This window comes from Methylomonas sp. AM2-LC (genome assembly GCF_039904985.1).
In the GTDB taxonomy this organism is placed as follows: Bacteria; Pseudomonadota; Gammaproteobacteria; order Methylococcales; family Methylomonadaceae; genus Methylomonas.
Genome location: NZ_CP157005.1, coordinates 3,291,685 through 3,307,195, shown reverse-complemented (window position 1 = coordinate 3,307,195; position 15,511 = coordinate 3,291,685). Strand labels below are relative to the sequence as shown.

The window sequence follows — 15,511 nt, the reverse complement described above, 5'->3', positions numbered from 1 at the left end:
GCCTCACATGAAATTGTGGGGTTTTTTTTGTCCGGCGTTTTCTCTGTACTGTATTCCTTAGCCTGTACAACCCAGATTGCCTCATTTTGGAGTATTCATGAAGCATTTTAGAATTTCGTTTATTGTTTCTATCATCTGTTTTGGCCTTGCATTTTACTGGGGCTATTTAGATGGCGGCATCAAGAGCGGAGCTAGCTGTGTGATGATTGCCTTGATTCTAAGTGTATTAGAAATCAGTTTGTCATTTGATAATGCAGTCGTTAATGCCTCAATTTTAAAACGCATGGATGAACATTGGCAGCGGCTCTTTTTAACCTGGGGCCTTTTAATTGCGGTATTTGGAATGAGGCTGGTGTTCCCTGTTGTGATTGTAGAATTTGCCACTGGGATAGACTTTGTAAGTGTTACGCAAATGGCAATTAAAGAACCTGCGGTCTATGCGCAACATCTAACTAGTGCGCATATTCAAATCGCTGCATTTGGCGGTATGTTTCTGCTGATGGTGTTTTTTGGCTTTTTATTTAACAATGAACGTGAACTGGTTTGGCTGGGTTATATCGAAAGAAAGTTCTCCAGCTTTGGCAAGCTAGAATCAATAGAAGTGATATGTTCGCTGTTAATATTACTTGGTATGCAACGCTTTTTAGAACCCGCCGATCGTTTATCGGTGCTCTATTCCGGCATCGCCGGCATCGTTTTGTTCGTCATCGTGGATAGTTTGGCTACTTTGTTTGAAAGTGAAGAAGAAGGCGAAGAAGTTTCAAACGTTATTAAGCGCGGCAGTATGATGAGCTTTGTTTATCTGGAAATACTGGATGCATCCTTTTCTTTTGATGGAGTCATTGGCGCGTTTGCCATTACTCAAGATATAGTGACTATTATGCTCGGTTTAGCGGTGGGTGCCATGTTTGTGCGTAGCCTAACTGTGTTTTTGGTTCGGCAGGGAACACTGGATCAATATGTTTTTTTAGAGCATGGCGCACATTATGCCATCGGCGCGTTAGCAATCATTATGCTGGTCAGTATGAGGCATGAAATTCCAGAGGTGGTAACAGGGGTGATTGGTGCTGTTTTTATTACCCTCTCTATCTTTTCTTCGGTGAGCTACAGACGCAAACATGCCAGTTTGGAAGTTGTAAAGCATTCTTAAGTTGCAATGGGGCATAGCTAAAGTGCGGGTGTATAACACTTTAACTTTGCTCCAATTGGAATTTCGTATCCCTGCAGAAAGTTTATAATCCCAGCTCGGTCAATCCTGGGTGATCATCCGGACGGCGTCCTTGCGGCCAGTGGAATTTGCGTTCGGATTCTTTAATAGGTAAGTCGTTGATGCTGGCGAAGCGGCGATCCATCAGGCCATTTTCAGAAAATTCCCAATTTTCATTGCCGTAAGATCTAAACCAGTTTCCAGCGGTGTCATGCCACTCGTAGGCAAAACGAACCGCGATGTGATGACCATCGAAGGCCCATAATTCCTTAATTAATCGGTACTCCAGTTCTCGAGACCACTTGCTTGTTAGGAATTCTACAATCTGTTGCCGACCTAGTGGGAATTCGGAACGATTACGCCATTGACTATTTTGGGTATACGCCAGCGAAACTCGTGCTGGGTCGCGGCTATTCCAAGCATCTTCAGCCATTCTGACTTTTTGTAGAGCTGTTTCGCGAGTAAATGGCGGAAAAGGAGGGCGGCTTTCGTTGTCTTCTGTCATATTAAGTCTCCAGTAAGTGGTAAAAATTTATCATAGGCTACGGTGTTATCGTAATCATTAATCTAGTATCATCGCTTCAATGTCTGTTTTTGAGTAGCGAGGCGTGATGTGCTGTGCGCAATTCCAATCAAATGCTGCAATCTTCAGGATAATACAACGTTCAATATGGCCAGCATAGTTTTGATTAATTAGGCTGGTTAGTTGTTCCGGGGCATCCTCAGGGTGAAATATTTGTGAGTGAGCCCAAATCTTAAGACGTAGACGATGAGGATAATCCATTAAAAATAGCATAACGCGATCATCCGTATTCATATTGCCCACGCTAATGTATTGCTTGTTACCACGAAAATCCGCAAAACCAATTGTATTTTCATCCAGAACTTTAAGAAAGCCTTTTGGCCCTCCCCGGTGCTGCACATAAGGCCAGCCATTTTCACCAACAGTCGCCATGTAGAAACTGTCGCGGTCTGATAGAAAACTAATCTCATTTTGGGTTAACGAGTCTCGTAGCTCGGTATCATCCTCTGATACATTATAGGTTTGTCGATTACCATAGCGTTTCTGCGCAGCCTTGACTGAATGGGTAAAAGCAATTTTCTGAAATGCGCGTGTCATAATGCTATTCTCCAAAATATAAGTAACTGTGCAGTGTAAAGCTAAGCTTTTAGAGGATGTGTCGATGGCAAGAGGCGCATCAATTACAACAGATGCGTTTCATACTTTTCACAAAAAACTGCGTCGAGTCCGTTCATGGCTTTAGTTTTTTTTCCACGAACGGACTTGGCGTAGCGGTACATAGCAACTGTTTATAAGCTGCGAATAAGATTAAACAACTCTAGGCAAACCAGGTTTTACTTCTGGAAAGTCGATTTCTGTTTGAGCCACCTCGTTAACATAATTGGTCAAAGTATTCAGCGCCACATGCAACACTATTTCTACAATTTCCGCATCGTTGAAGCCTGCTGCTTTAACCGCCTGTACATCCGTATTGGAAACATGGCCTCGTTCAATGGCTACTTTGCTGGCAAAGTGAACAGCCGCAGCTGCTTTAGGATCGGTGGAAGTGCCTTTGCGATTAGCAGCGAGTTCTATATCATCCAGTTTTGCTACATTTTTACCCAAATAAGTATGTGCAGATAAACAGTAACTGCAGGCGTTGATTTCGGCAATTGCTAGAGCGATACGCTCACCTGTTTTTATATCAATACTGCCTTTAGCTAAGGCTCCACTCAGGCTTAAATATCCATGTAATGCCGCTGGACTATTACCCACTAATTTCATTAAGTTGGGAATGACACCCAATTGTTTTTGTACAGCTTCCAATAAGGGTTTTGATGCTGCTGGTGTTTGATCTGCGGATGGGATGGCGATTCTATTCATAAGGGTTCTCCGTTTAACTGTTGGTTTGAAGTGTAACGCACCTTGCGCCACGGGATATATAGTGACAAATTTCACTTGAAATAAGAATAGCTATCATTCACAATATATTATTCCGATGAGTGGAATAATATGATGGACAGACTACATTTGATGAGCGTTTTCGTTGCGGTAGCGGAAGAGGAAAGCTTTGCAGCAGGCGCTCGGCGTCTGGGTATGTCGCCGCCAGCCGTGACTAGGGCAATTTCAGCATTAGAAGAACATTTAAAAGTTAAACTGCTCAACAGAACCACGCGTTACGTGCGTATGACTGAGGCAGGACAACGCTATTTTGATGATGCTCGGCGTATTATTAGCGAAATAGATGAAGCCGACGACGCCGCTGCAGGCGTCAACGCCGAAGCGCGGGGTCATTTAGCGGTCACTGCACCCGTATTATTCGGAAAAATGTTCGTTTTACCGGCCATTGTCGACTATTTACGGCGCTATCCGGCGATGGAAGTGTCCGCTCTTTTTTTGGATAGGCCCGTTAATCTGCTGGAAGAAGGATTGGATGTGGGCATTAGGATAGGCGAACTTGCCGATTCCAGCATGAAGGCTATACGGGTAGGCTCTGTACGGCGTGTGCTGTGCGCCGCGCCTGACTATCTGGAAAAATACGGTACACCAACCAGTTTGTCAGACCTTAAAGATCACACCCTTATTGCTGTAACAGTAAGCCCAACCCACGAATGGAAATTTGGTGTGGACTCTGCATTGTCTCCTGTACGTATAAAACCAAGATTGATAGTCAACAACAATGATGCCGCTATTGAAGCCGTCCTGCAAGGCTTTGGTATTAGCCGATTACTTTCCTATCAAATCGCAGATAATCTGGCTGCCAAGCAATTAGAAATTATCTTAAGTCAATTCGAGCCTGCGCCTATGCCTATTCATGTCCTGCATCGTGAAGGGCGTTATGCCTCTGTAAAAGCCAGAGCTTTTATCGACCTGGTTGCCTCCCGATTACGGGAAGATAATAATCTGCGTTGATTTAAACAATAGATTCTTAAACTGTTGCTTTATTGGTTAGAACAGCAATGCTGGTCAGGATATCTCTGCTATGTCATGGCAAAATATTCACGCCTAACAGATATAAGAGATGAATGGAAATGACAGAGCTAGTCGTACAACTAAATGCCTATGAAATTAAGATGAATCGAGTATGTGACTATATTCGCAATCACCTTGATGAAGATTTATCTGTTGAACAACTAAGCCAGATTGCGTTGTTTTCTAAATATCATTTTCACAGGCAGTTTTCTGAATATATGGGCATTAATGTCTTCAGATTTATCAAACTAACACGCCTAAAGCGCGCCTCATACCAATTGGCATTCAATACTGAGTTGCGCATAATTGATATTGCTTATGATGCAAAATTCGAGAATCCAGAATCCTTTTCGCGCGCTTTTAAAAAAACCTTTGGACAAACACCTTCTCAATTTAGAAAAATGCCACAGTGGATACCTTGGCATGAAAAATATAAGCTACCAATTCCAAAAGGAAAAACGAATATGCAAGTCAATATAGTGGAATTTAAAGAAACCAAAATCGCTGTTTTAGAACATCGTGGTGCCGTGGAAACATTGAATGATTCCGTTGCTGTTTTTATCGAATGGCGTAAAACCAGTCAATTATCCCCGGTTACAAGCAGTGATACGTTTGGTCTTGCCTATGATGACCCTAAAACCACGCCCCCTGAAAAATTTAGATTTGACTTATGTGGTTCCGTAGCTGCCGATGTGCCAGAAAATCCGCAAGGTGTTATCACTAAAACTATACCGGGTGGGCGTTGTGCTGTGATTCGTCATTTCGGCGTGCATGAATTGATGGGTGACAAAATACATTATTTGTACGGAACCTGGTTGCCAAAAAGCGGTGAAGAATTGCGAGATTTCCCCTGCTATTTTTACTACCTTAACCTATTTCCAGAAGTAGCAGAAAGTGAGTTGATTACCGATATTTATTTGCCTTTAAAATAAAATCATACGTTGCAATTTGGCTAGGTTGGGTTAACTAGACAGAGCTAACCCAATAATCGGAGCTGTTATCTATAGCAAAAGCTGACATATTGAGTTACGGCTTGCGCCCAAACTCATCTATGCCATTAAAATAAATAATTTTTCGTTAAGGAGTTACCGTTTGGATAGGCAGGAATATGCCCATGCCAATAGCCCTTTGCAACTATCTAGGAAGCTACTAAGGGCTAACAATATGCTTTTTAAAGCGCACCTATAGATTCCAAATACCTTCGTTTGGCTTCATTTTCTTCTCGAGCGCTTTCAATTTCTTGCATCACGCTAAGCAAATCGGCAGGTTGGGTGTCGTCTTCAAATATACCCGTTAGCTTTATATCTGTAGTAAGTTCGCCACTTTCGTAGAGTTTCCACATTTCGCTGCCATAATTTGTGCTTAATAGCTCTGGGGCAAACTGGCCAAAATACGTCTTCATGTTATTAACATCGCGTTCCAGCATTCTGCGGGCATGGTTGTTACCTGCGGCATCCACTGCTTGAGGTAAATCGATGATGACAGGTCCATCGCTGCCAATTAATACATTGTATTCGGACAAATCGCCGTGAACCAGTCCATCGCAAAGCATTAGAACGATCTGCGAAATTAAAAATGTGTGAAAAGTGATGGCCTGTTCTGCCGTCATTACCAGATCGTTGAGTCTAGGAGCGGGCCTGCCATCGGCATCGACTATCATTTCCATCAGTAACACACCGTCCAGAAAGTTATACGGACGCGGTACTCTAACACCGGCTGCTGCGAGACGGAAAAGAGCCGTTACTTCGGCATTCTGCCAAGCCGATTCTTGCTCTTGGCGGCCATAACGGCTGCCTTTTTCCATAGCCCGTGCGCGTCGACTATTGCGGACCTTACGACCCTCTTGATACAGTACGCTTTGCCGAAAGCTGCGTTGGTCAGCTTCTTTATAAACCTTGGCGCAGCATAATTCATTATCGCAACGTACCACGTAGACAGACGCTTCCTTGCCGCTTTTCAATGATCGAATAACTTCGTGGACGAGTCCGCTGTCAATTAACGGTTCGAGTCTTTTAGGTGTTTTCATGTAAGTTATTATACAGTTCTTGGGCAAATGTCATTCGAAGCTTGGGTATAATTTTTTTAGCCGTGTTAAGTTAGTGTAAATCGGAGTTAACTATCATGACGAATACTGCAGGGAAATGCATAAAGAATACAACAGAAATTGCAACCAAATCAGCGAATTTTAAAATTTAAAGCAATATACAGAAAGAAGTGATGTACAAATGTCGAGATTGTAGGCTTTCTGGATGTTATCATCCTATAAAAATGGTCACAGGGTACAAGGGTTAAATCGACCTCGAAACGCCTATAAAAACATGATGTCTAAACTGAATAACTTATTCAACGTCATGAAAAAGACTGTAATCAATATACCGATTGCCATCATCGCTATGATAAATAATATCCACAAATTGTTTATTGATCAGAATATCCTGTGGGGAGTAAACGTGTCGGGCATGTATCATTTGCGAAACGGTTTCGTCAATACCGCTTAAAATAATGGTAATGGTAGTATTAGTCCGTTTAAAATCTTCATGCGTCATACCATAAATGGGACTTAGTTCATCCACTTCATGCATCACAGACCAAGTCAGCATAAAATTAGGTGTCTGGCTCCGCACTAACTTAAGATCATAAATCCTGCGCATTGATTTACCCTCTAACGTAACCTCATCCCGAAACAAATAACAATGCATCTGCGCTTCTAAAATTTGATTAGTGCGTTTATTTGCCGCTCTAAATATCAACGTTTCTACTTGATTATGCTGAGTAATAACCGCCACTTTACTGAATAAAATGCGTGCTGTTGGCCTAGAGAATCGAGCGAAGGATAAACCTGTCATTACCGCAATGCCTGTCAAACCCACTATGGATTCGAGGGTGACCATAGCATTTGCATAAAGGGTTTTTGGATACATTACGCCATAACCAATAGATGCCAGTGTTTGTACGCTAAAGAAAAATTTATCTAATAAAGAATCGGGCAGGGCATTGGCTATGCAATCACCACCCAGCCAATAAGCACACGCAAACAGTAAATTAAGCGTCAAGTAGCCAACACTAATCAGCAGTAAAAAACCGCTCCAGGGTATAGTTAGCATCAGATGATAAGGATCGCGCCAGAAACTATGCCAATTTAGACGTGAAACTTGAAAGCGTCCATCCTGATTAATTATCTGCCTTGGAGCAAGTTTGGAGGCTCTGCGCAGGTTGGTTATGTGTCTAAATTGATGCTTCATGTTAGTGGTTTATGAATTTGTCTGGCTTGCCATAAACTATAAGGAACTTCGAAAAACCAGTCTTCGATACAACTAAGGATAGCCTTGTTGAAGCACAAAAAATTAGGTTTTTCGAAGTCCACTATATTTAGCTTGCGTCAACAAATTAAGAAAAACAGGCTGATTTTGCAGGAGTCAATGCTAGCTATTATGGGCTTTTATCAAACAGCAATTTCCATTGCACCTACACTTTAAAACGCATACAATCGTAGGACCAGTTCAAATAGGATTGAATTATAAAAATTGGATAGTGCTGCTAAACTATAGCCTAAGAAGCTAAAGCCTGTATATCCTTAGGCCAGTTAGCCACTTCTACAACAGGATGCTTTAAACGGGCTTGTTCGACAATCTGTTCCAGTTTTTCGGCAACCGTGTCTTCCAACCAGTCGGTACCGCACAAATCGCAAACTTGTGCTGGTACATCGCGCACCACGACTACACCAAAACCTAGTTCGACAGTAAAAGTAGTTCGGCCAGGCTGTTTACGTCCACCATGACAGACAGGGCAAAGCGTATTTGAGTGGGTCATGAAATCCTCCGCGTAGTTAAATCCGCTTCAAAATGGGTTAAATTAGGTCGATAGGCTGTAATTATGTGACATAGGCCAGTATTAGCATCATAGCCCAAAACTACATGCAGTGCTTCAGGTTGTCCTGTTGCTAGAAGTAAACTTGGTATAGGATGATCGTCTGGGTAACATTCTATTATCATACCAGCTAAAATAGCTTGTTTGACTTGTTGCCGACTTATGCTACGTTGCAACATTCGTTCTAAAGTGTGGCGTTTCCAAAGTATTTGATCGGCATTAATCGCCGTTTGAATATCATCAAGTAACAAACCTAATGCTTTCATATCGTTCATCCCTCTAACGCTGCTCCGCTAAAACCCGTTCTTTCAAAAGCTGCTTCATAATATTGTACTTAAGATTCAACTAATAAGTTAACTTTACCAAATTAAATCCACGTCATAGGCAGTAAAAGGAGTATAGGCACTGGCTAATCTAAGCCCAAGTAGCCGTAATTATGCGAAGCTAAATTGCCGGAGGCTTAGCAGATTAGATGGTGCTTTGAATAGGCCTGCTGTCTTTTACTAATAGTTTACTTATATTGGTTTAGTTTAGCTATAGGTTGATTGGCTACTTAAATCCGCGATTACGCTGGCGCTACAATCGCGGCTACGCGCTAAATATTAACAATAAGCATAAGCACACATAATTCTTATTGATGCAGTTCCTTTCTCACTAGCATCCTACAAACATACTATTAACAAAAAAGCCTTTACTATGTTGTTATGGCCTATACAGTAATCCCCATCATGGATGGTTCAATACATTGACATAATACTTGGCTGGAGAGTAACCAGTCAGGTATTAATCTTTTCATAATTTCAGAAGAGCGGGTTAGTTGCGAGGTTGCATTAGCTGAGTGAAATTCGAAACGTAACTCCCTACGCCACTTTAGATACGCTAACGGCTATTCTTTTTAGTCAAAATGCTATGTATAATCAACCATAGCTGACAATATTAACATAAAAGAATCTGTTAGAAAGGAACCGGAATGAATGAACTTGCTAATTGCCATCCATTTTTGAACGAACTCTATTATGACAAGGATAGCAGATTCGATAAACTGTCAGATAGAATAAAAAATTGGCTATTAAATAACCCTGGATTTTATGAAAGGCTTGGTGCATGGATTTCTAACTATGAAAAGAAAGACTTTGATTTGGCACTCAAACTTATATTTTCATTAGAGTATTATAATGAAGCTCAAGTTGAAAAAAAATTCACAGACCATTTGGCGGCATTAACCAGAAAAGGTATTTATATTGAAGGACAAAATAATAATACCCTATTAGTAATGCCGGATAACAAAGTAGATAGTGCTTATCGACATGGCTGGTTGATTTCAAAGATTGAGGGGATACCCGGAAAAAATGTTATAAACATAGAGCAGCTTACAAAAGCTAACGTTGGCGACAAATATTTGTTATTCGTAAACGATACTCATGGAAGTGGCGATCAGTTTATAAGAACTGTTTGGACAAAACTAAAGAAAACTGGCATTGCCAGCAATAAAATTATTATTGTGGCCTTGACCATTGCAGAGACTGCTCATAAACGATTTAACACAGAGGGATTTCAAGTTTTTCCAGATTATGTTGCTAGTAGTGCTTCTAAAATCTTTAGCCATGATGAGTTTATTCGTATACAGGAATTAGGTGGAAAAATTCAGCCCGATACACCATTAGGTTATGGCAATACTGCACTATTAACCGTATATCATTTTCAGTGTCCCAATAATACCTTGCCGCTTATTTGGAGCGAGGGCAGTGAAACGTATCGTTGGCAGCCATTGTTTACTTATCGCTCAAAAACAAGCTCTTTAACAAAAGATGTTAATAAACTAAATGATTCGGACGAAAAACAAGATCAAAAACAAGATGGTGTAGATGATGTTCCGTCTAGTAAAGATAAAGAGTTTTTAGGCAAAATAAAGAATTCCATCATTACGGATTTAGAAGAAAATGGCTTAGTACTAAAAGAAATGCAATCAGTGTTTTTGCCAGACAAAGTAGACTCAAACCAGCCAATATTAATTGATGCTGCAGCTCACCAATTGACAGAAATCTTTATCCAATCTTGCCGTAAAAAAGAAAAGGATTTGGGTGCTTTGATAGACAAACTGCGCACAGTTTTCTCTAATCTGATTGATAAATTAAAAACAAATAATACAAACTCTGAGATAGATAAAGCGGAAATTAGTAGCTTGGCAGAGCGCCTTCTTAATAAGATATTACTCTTCACTATAGAAGATCAATGGATAGCTATCAATCAGAAAAAGCAAAATGGACAAAAATATTTTTGGCCAGACCTTGATTTGAACACGCTAAAAGTTATTCATGCCAGACTGCATCAGTATTTGCCTTATGGATTAAACGATAAAAATAAAGACAGTAGCATAGTGCAAGATAGTAGTATTCGCTTAAATGTACGAATTTCAAAGTTTTTGTCGAAACTGAATGAAATAGTTAATAGTGATACTCATCTAGATGATCAGCACATGTTTAATGTTGAGGATTTGCCAGAAGACAAACAAGTTAAACGCAATAAGAATAATGCTACAAATCTAAATAACCAAATGGGTGACCGTAAAATCAGTAGCGATTATAAATACCGTGAAAGTTTTTTTTGGCAAATAAGTGATATTTCATCCGCTGAGGAAGAAGTAGTCAATTGGGCTAATGAAAATATACCTGAATTACATTGGATTATTCTAAAATCTGATCTCTCTGAGCAGATATTCTGGTTTAATAATAAATATTTGGCTTCTGCAATTAAAGAATATTATAAAATTTGGAAAAACAAATGATCGATAGGCAAAAAATTATCGCAGATATCGAAAAACTGCAAAATATAAGCGAGCAAACACTGCCAGCTAATGGTTCTTGGCCGCAATCAGTGCATAAATTTGATGAAGACAGTCTTGACGCATTACGCACGGCTTTAGCCGCTGGGCGGCCGCTGTTGTTACGTGGCGAACCCGGCACAGGGAAAAGTCAATTAGCCAGGGCTGTTGCTTATGCGCTAGATCGTTTATTTGTTTATCAAGTAATTGACGCCCATACCGAAAGCCAAGACTTACTATGGCGTTTTGATGCCGTTGCCAGATTAGCCGAGGCGCAAACTCTGCAAGGCCAACAACTGGATACCGTTGACCGAAAAAAATTACTGGATTGTAAAAAATTTATTTCGCCGGGTGTCATCTGGTGGGCCTTGGATTGGAAGACGGCGGAAGATACTTATGATAAAAGTCAATATCAGCTAATAAAACCGGAACGCCCAAATGCTGAATGGCAGCCTGGGCAAGGTAGTGTGTTATTGATTGACGAAATAGACAAAGCCAATCTGGAATTACCAAATGGACTATTGGAAATCCTTGGCAATAACGCTGTCACTATTCCTTGGTTAGACACCCCTATCGGTGGTGGTGAACACCTGCCGCCATTAGTCATAATCACCACTAACGAAGAGCGCGAGTTACCGGCAGCATTTGTGCGTCGCTGTCTGGTGTTGCATCTGGATTTACCCAAAGAAGACGATGCGTTTATCAATTTGATGATAGATCGGGCGCAACTACATTTTAAAGAAGCTTGTTCTGAAGATATTTACAGAAGTGCTGCCAAATTATTATTGCGCGAACGCGAACGTGCTCGTGATAAATCTTTAACCCACCTTCCAGGACAGGCAGAGTATTTGGATATGTTAAGAGCCATTGTGGTGTTAGGTAAAAACGATCCGCAACAACATGTTGCTATGTTAAATACAATCAGCAAATACACAATGCGCAAATACCCGCAAATGCTAACTGATTAACCACACCCACACTCAAGAATGTCTCATCAGCCTGACAAATTATATAAATGGCAATTGCCGCACTCTAGTGTTGGCTATGCAGATTTATTGTGGGGCTTCTATTCAGGACCACCCTTAACTGAGACACAGCAAGCTAATGTTGCGCGGCTACTAAAGTTTGAACCGCTAACCGATATAAAAACAGAAAAAGAAAATGATGGAAAATCGCAATTTCAGCAGTTTGTAACAGAAACTTACATAAAAACTGACTCAACGCCGCATTCGAATAGCGAAGAGTCCGCCAAAATAGCGAGTAGCAGTTATTTTCGAGTTATCCATCGTGAACAAAAACAGGTGGAAGATCAGTCTATGTCAATTGTAAACTGGTTGGAACAGGCTGGTGATGTGTTGTCACAAAATAAAAGATTTACCCCCCGTGAGCATCGGATTACGGTTAGCTATCCACCACTTATACCTTGGAGTAGATTATTACCGGTTTTACTCAAAACATTGGGTGGCAATCAGCCAGGACGCAATCCCGATGTAGACAAGCTGGTAAAGTGGCAAGCCAGTTGTCAGCAATTAACACACTTGCCGAAAAAACATCGCTATACCTGGAAAAGCCAATCTTGGTTACTCATAGATAATAACCCAGACTCTATACCTTTTCGTCAGGATTATCATGCTTTGCATCATAAATTGCGAGATTGGCGTGGCAGCGAAGGCTTGGATGTTCAATTTGTGCATCGTGCCGAACCCGGTAAAGAAATTGTTCGTTACCGTGGAAAAAAACCTGTTTATGCGCAATGGCAAATGCCGGATAACAGTACGCCACTGTTGATTTTATCCGATCTGGGGTTGCATAGTAATAATGATGGTGCCGTAGATAATTGGTTGGCCTTTGGTCAACAGCTTAAACAATATGGCTTACGTCCTACTGTATTATTACCAGTCGCCTGTCGAAAGCTCGACCTACGTTTACTGCATTTTTACAACTGTATCATTTGGGATAGGCACAGCAATTTAAAACCACAGAATAGCGATTCGATTGGCACCACTATCGACGATGAGCAGCAGTTCATCAAAACACTGTTGGCACTCTGCTATCCGGCTATTCAGGTTAGTCCCGGTTTGTTAAGAAGTATTCGCTATTTATTGCCGCCAGCTTGCGATGCCAGTGTTGAAGTAGCCCTTCGTCGCCAACCCCATTTAAAAGATACGGAACAAAGTGATTGGAGTTGGATGCCTGACAGTAAAGCGGCTTACTTACCCGAGTTTTTAAGCCAGTTTCAGCAATTGACTACCGCTCAGCAACAAAGCTTGATTTGGCATATTGCTACCCATCATGCCCAGATTGCCGATGAACATTATTTTGAAGTGTTGTCTGAATTACAACGACTGGGTATTGAATTACCGGATAGTATTAAGCAGGCTATAGACGATTATCTTCCACAGTTAATTAAAAGTTATTACCGTTATGAAAATCATCATGGACTGAACAATTGGGCAAACCGCTACCTATCCCGTCTGGCCTTTTCCAAAGACTATCCATTCAGCCAACAACAACAAGTCATGCGTATTTTGGTTACCCTACGCAATGATGATAAAACCAAACCCGCCATCCAATGGCCGGAAGATATCCCAAAAGAATTACTCAGACAATTTTTGCCAGCTGGCGAACCCCTGCAACAACTATTACTTTGCCAAGTGGGTACCCAGTTAAAGTTAAGTAGTGCCTCTAAAGCCTATGCTGAGCAGGAGTGGGGCGCTCCGGTGGTGGTGTTGGGGTTGCCGTTTATACAAAATACCGTTATCTATGCGTATACAGATACACAGGGAAAATCACACACCTATAGTCTGGATTTAAACACTGCTGAACCGGTAATGCTGGATTTACTCCCCGGCACTCACTCAATAGAAATCAACAACGAAATATTTGAAATAGAAGCCTTAGATCAGGAGAATTTGCCAGCTTATATGGCTGGAATTAGCATGGAAGGTACTTATACCAGTATGCAGACCCGCAATAATGCCGATCAATACTTCACCTGGTATTGGCAGCCACCCATTCTTAAAGGGCAACAACTTCAACCTAATGAACACTCATCAAAAGTACTAACCTGCCCAGGTTTTTGGTGGTACCGCCCCCAACTAGATGCAGTAGTTAGCGAAGATTGGCCTTATCCACTCTATCGTGATGAATATGGCCTGTATGCCGATGTCAACATCGCCGGAGTTATCCAACGTTTTCGTTGGATACAACCCGGCGAGTTTATGATGGGTTATCCAGATGATGAAGAGGGTAGAAATTCAAACGAACTCTTACACAAGGTAATACTCAGCCAGGGTTACTGGCTGGCAGATACGGCTTGTACCCAGGCCTTATGGCAAGCGGTAATGGGCGATAAACCTAGTTATTTCAAAGGTACGGAAAGGCCGGTAGAGAATGTAAGCTGGGATGATGTGCAAGTGTTTCTGCAAAAAATTAACCAGAAGCAACCTTTTTTAGATTTACGTTTACCCACTGAAGCAGAATGGGAGTACGCCTGTCGGGCAGGAACCAAAACAGCGTTCAATTTTAAAGAATCCCTTTCAACTGCTTTAGTCAATTACCGGGGTACTTGGGAATTCGAAGTTGATAAATGGGCAAATAATGCCTTACGCGAAACAACAGAGGTAAAAAATAAAAGCTACCCATCGAATGCCTGGGGTTTATATCAAATGCACGGCAATGTATTGGAATGGTGTCAGGATTACTATGGCGAATATACATCCAAACAAGTAACCGACCCACATGGCCCAGCTAGCGGCGCTTACCGTGTGTTGCGCGGTGGGTCGTGGGACGACGTTGGCGGGCGCTGCCGTTCCGCCTACCGTGACTGCGCCCCTCCTGGCTTCGCTATCCAGTACATCGGTTTTCGCCTGTCCCGAGGTCATGAGTACAGTGAGGCAGCAGCAGACCGGCTGCCGGATGGGGCACACGCGGCGGTAGCGCGTGGGACACAGGCGGGGGACGGCCTGCGGGATAGCGATAACACGTTGGCGGATAAAAGCCTTTTATCTAAAATAACAAAACGGTTTAAAAAATGAAATACAAATTTTTCGCCATACCCGCTACAAATCCAGAATCTATAGAAAGCCAGTTAAATGCGTTTTGTAGTAGTCATCGAATTAGTTTTATCGAAAAACATTTGGTAATGGACGGTGCTAACAGCTTTTGGTCGTTTTGTATTGCCTGGCTAGAGGGTGATGGGGTTCCTTCTACAGCCATAAATAGCAGTGCCAAAGCTACGGTTGATTATAAACAGATTTTAAGCGAAGTTGATTTTGCCTTGTATGTTGAATTGCGGAATTTTAGGAAAGATTTAGCAGAACAGCAAAACGTGCCACCCTATGCCTTGTTTACTAATGAACAACTAGCGGTGATGATACAACAGCGGATTACAACCAAAGGTTGGCGTAAACAAAACTTAAGCGTACATCCGCCGATTTTGGTATAAAATAATGTTGGGTGTATGCCATATTGGCGCTAACCGTGTGTTGTGCGGTGGGTCGTGGAACAACAATGGCAGGAACTGCCGTTCCGCCAACCGTAACTACAACCATCCTGACAACGCTAACCAGAACATCGGTTTTCGCCTGTCCCGAGCTCACTGTACTGTTGGAAAGAGTGCATATGACCAGGCTTGCATCCA

At 41.8% G+C, this 15,511-nt stretch carries 14 protein-coding genes; 7 read left to right on the top strand and 7 right to left on the bottom strand.

Features of this window, described 5'->3' with window-relative positions; all coding sequences use genetic code 11:
- The first annotated feature begins 97 nt into the window (after nucleotides 1-97).
- Nucleotides 98-1,150 carry a DUF475 domain-containing protein gene (locus ABH008_RS14790; protein ID WP_347986385.1) on the top strand — a complete coding sequence of 351 codons (1,053 nt, stop codon included), beginning with the start codon at nucleotides 98-100 and terminating at the stop codon, nucleotides 1,148-1,150.
- Nucleotides 1,151-1,232: 82 nt separating this feature from the next.
- Here ABH008_RS14790 and ABH008_RS14785 read toward each other — a convergent pair whose 3' ends face one another.
- The 3 genes from ABH008_RS14785 to ABH008_RS14775 all read right to left on the bottom strand — a co-directional run bounded on the left by ABH008_RS14785 (nucleotide 1,233) and on the right by ABH008_RS14775 (nucleotide 3,092).
- Entirely contained in the window at nucleotides 1,233-1,712 is a 480-nt protein-coding gene (locus ABH008_RS14785; RefSeq protein WP_347986384.1) for a nuclear transport factor 2 family protein, read from the bottom strand.
- Between the two features lie 57 nt (nucleotides 1,713-1,769).
- Nucleotides 1,770-2,327 (bottom strand): pyridoxamine 5'-phosphate oxidase family protein, encoded by a 558-nt coding sequence (locus tag ABH008_RS14780; protein WP_347986383.1) that lies wholly within the window; start codon nucleotides 2,325-2,327, stop codon nucleotides 1,770-1,772.
- A 210-nt stretch (nucleotides 2,328-2,537) separates the two neighbouring features.
- Nucleotides 2,538-3,092, bottom strand: a complete 555-nt coding sequence (locus ABH008_RS14775; protein ID WP_347986382.1) for a carboxymuconolactone decarboxylase family protein — start codon at nucleotides 3,090-3,092, stop codon at nucleotides 2,538-2,540.
- A 129-nt stretch (nucleotides 3,093-3,221) separates the two neighbouring features.
- On the opposite strand from ABH008_RS14775, the gene ABH008_RS14770 reads away from it, so the two are divergent.
- Both ABH008_RS14770 and ABH008_RS14765 read left to right on the top strand, forming a co-directional pair.
- The gene (locus ABH008_RS14770; RefSeq protein WP_347986381.1) at nucleotides 3,222-4,121 is read left to right on the top strand and encodes a LysR family transcriptional regulator; all 900 of its coding nucleotides are present in this window, start codon (nucleotides 3,222-3,224) and stop codon (nucleotides 4,119-4,121) included.
- Between the two features lie 119 nt (nucleotides 4,122-4,240).
- Nucleotides 4,241-5,113 carry an AraC family transcriptional regulator gene (locus ABH008_RS14765; protein ID WP_347986380.1) on the top strand — a complete coding sequence of 291 codons (873 nt, stop codon included), beginning with the start codon at nucleotides 4,241-4,243 and terminating at the stop codon, nucleotides 5,111-5,113.
- Nucleotides 5,114-5,352: 239 nt separating this feature from the next.
- On the opposite strand, the gene ABH008_RS14760 is transcribed toward ABH008_RS14765, so the two are convergent.
- The 4 genes from ABH008_RS14760 to ABH008_RS14745 all read right to left on the bottom strand — a co-directional run bounded on the left by ABH008_RS14760 (nucleotide 5,353) and on the right by ABH008_RS14745 (nucleotide 8,314).
- The gene (locus ABH008_RS14760; protein ID WP_347986379.1) at nucleotides 5,353-6,207 is read right to left on the bottom strand and encodes a PA4780 family RIO1-like protein kinase; all 855 of its coding nucleotides are present in this window, start codon (nucleotides 6,205-6,207) and stop codon (nucleotides 5,353-5,355) included.
- 313 nt (nucleotides 6,208-6,520) lie between these two features.
- Nucleotides 6,521-7,423, bottom strand: a complete 903-nt coding sequence (locus ABH008_RS14755) for an ion channel (RefSeq protein WP_347986378.1) — start codon at nucleotides 7,421-7,423, stop codon at nucleotides 6,521-6,523.
- A gap of 307 nt (nucleotides 7,424-7,730) precedes the next feature.
- Nucleotides 7,731-7,991: a type II toxin-antitoxin system MqsA family antitoxin gene (locus ABH008_RS14750; RefSeq protein ID WP_347986377.1), complete on the bottom strand. Its 261-nt coding sequence runs from the start codon at nucleotides 7,989-7,991 to the stop codon at nucleotides 7,731-7,733.
- Entirely contained in the window at nucleotides 7,988-8,314 is a 327-nt protein-coding gene (locus ABH008_RS14745; RefSeq protein WP_347986376.1) for a DUF4258 domain-containing protein, read from the bottom strand. Before ABH008_RS14745 ends, ABH008_RS14750 begins: the two co-directional genes overlap by 4 nt.
- A 704-nt stretch (nucleotides 8,315-9,018) precedes the next feature.
- Between ABH008_RS14745 and ABH008_RS14740 the strand changes: the two genes are divergently transcribed.
- From ABH008_RS14740 to ABH008_RS14725, 4 genes are read left to right on the top strand one after another with little or no spacing between them, the layout of a single operon-like run.
- Nucleotides 9,019-10,833: a hypothetical protein gene (locus ABH008_RS14740; protein WP_347986375.1), complete on the top strand. Its 1,815-nt coding sequence runs from the start codon at nucleotides 9,019-9,021 to the stop codon at nucleotides 10,831-10,833.
- Entirely contained in the window at nucleotides 10,830-11,837 is a 1,008-nt protein-coding gene (locus ABH008_RS14735; RefSeq protein WP_347986374.1) for a MoxR family ATPase, read from the top strand. The genes ABH008_RS14740 and ABH008_RS14735 overlap by 4 nt, the downstream gene beginning before the upstream one ends.
- 18 nt (nucleotides 11,838-11,855) lie before the next feature.
- Entirely contained in the window at nucleotides 11,856-14,906 is a 3,051-nt protein-coding gene (locus tag ABH008_RS14730) for a formylglycine-generating enzyme family protein (RefSeq protein WP_347986373.1), read from the top strand.
- Nucleotides 14,903-15,316 (top strand): HRDC domain-containing protein, encoded by a 414-nt coding sequence (locus ABH008_RS14725; protein ID WP_347986372.1) that lies wholly within the window; start codon nucleotides 14,903-14,905, stop codon nucleotides 15,314-15,316. Before ABH008_RS14730 ends, ABH008_RS14725 begins: the two co-directional genes overlap by 4 nt.
- The last annotated feature ends 195 nt before the right edge of the window (nucleotides 15,317-15,511 follow it).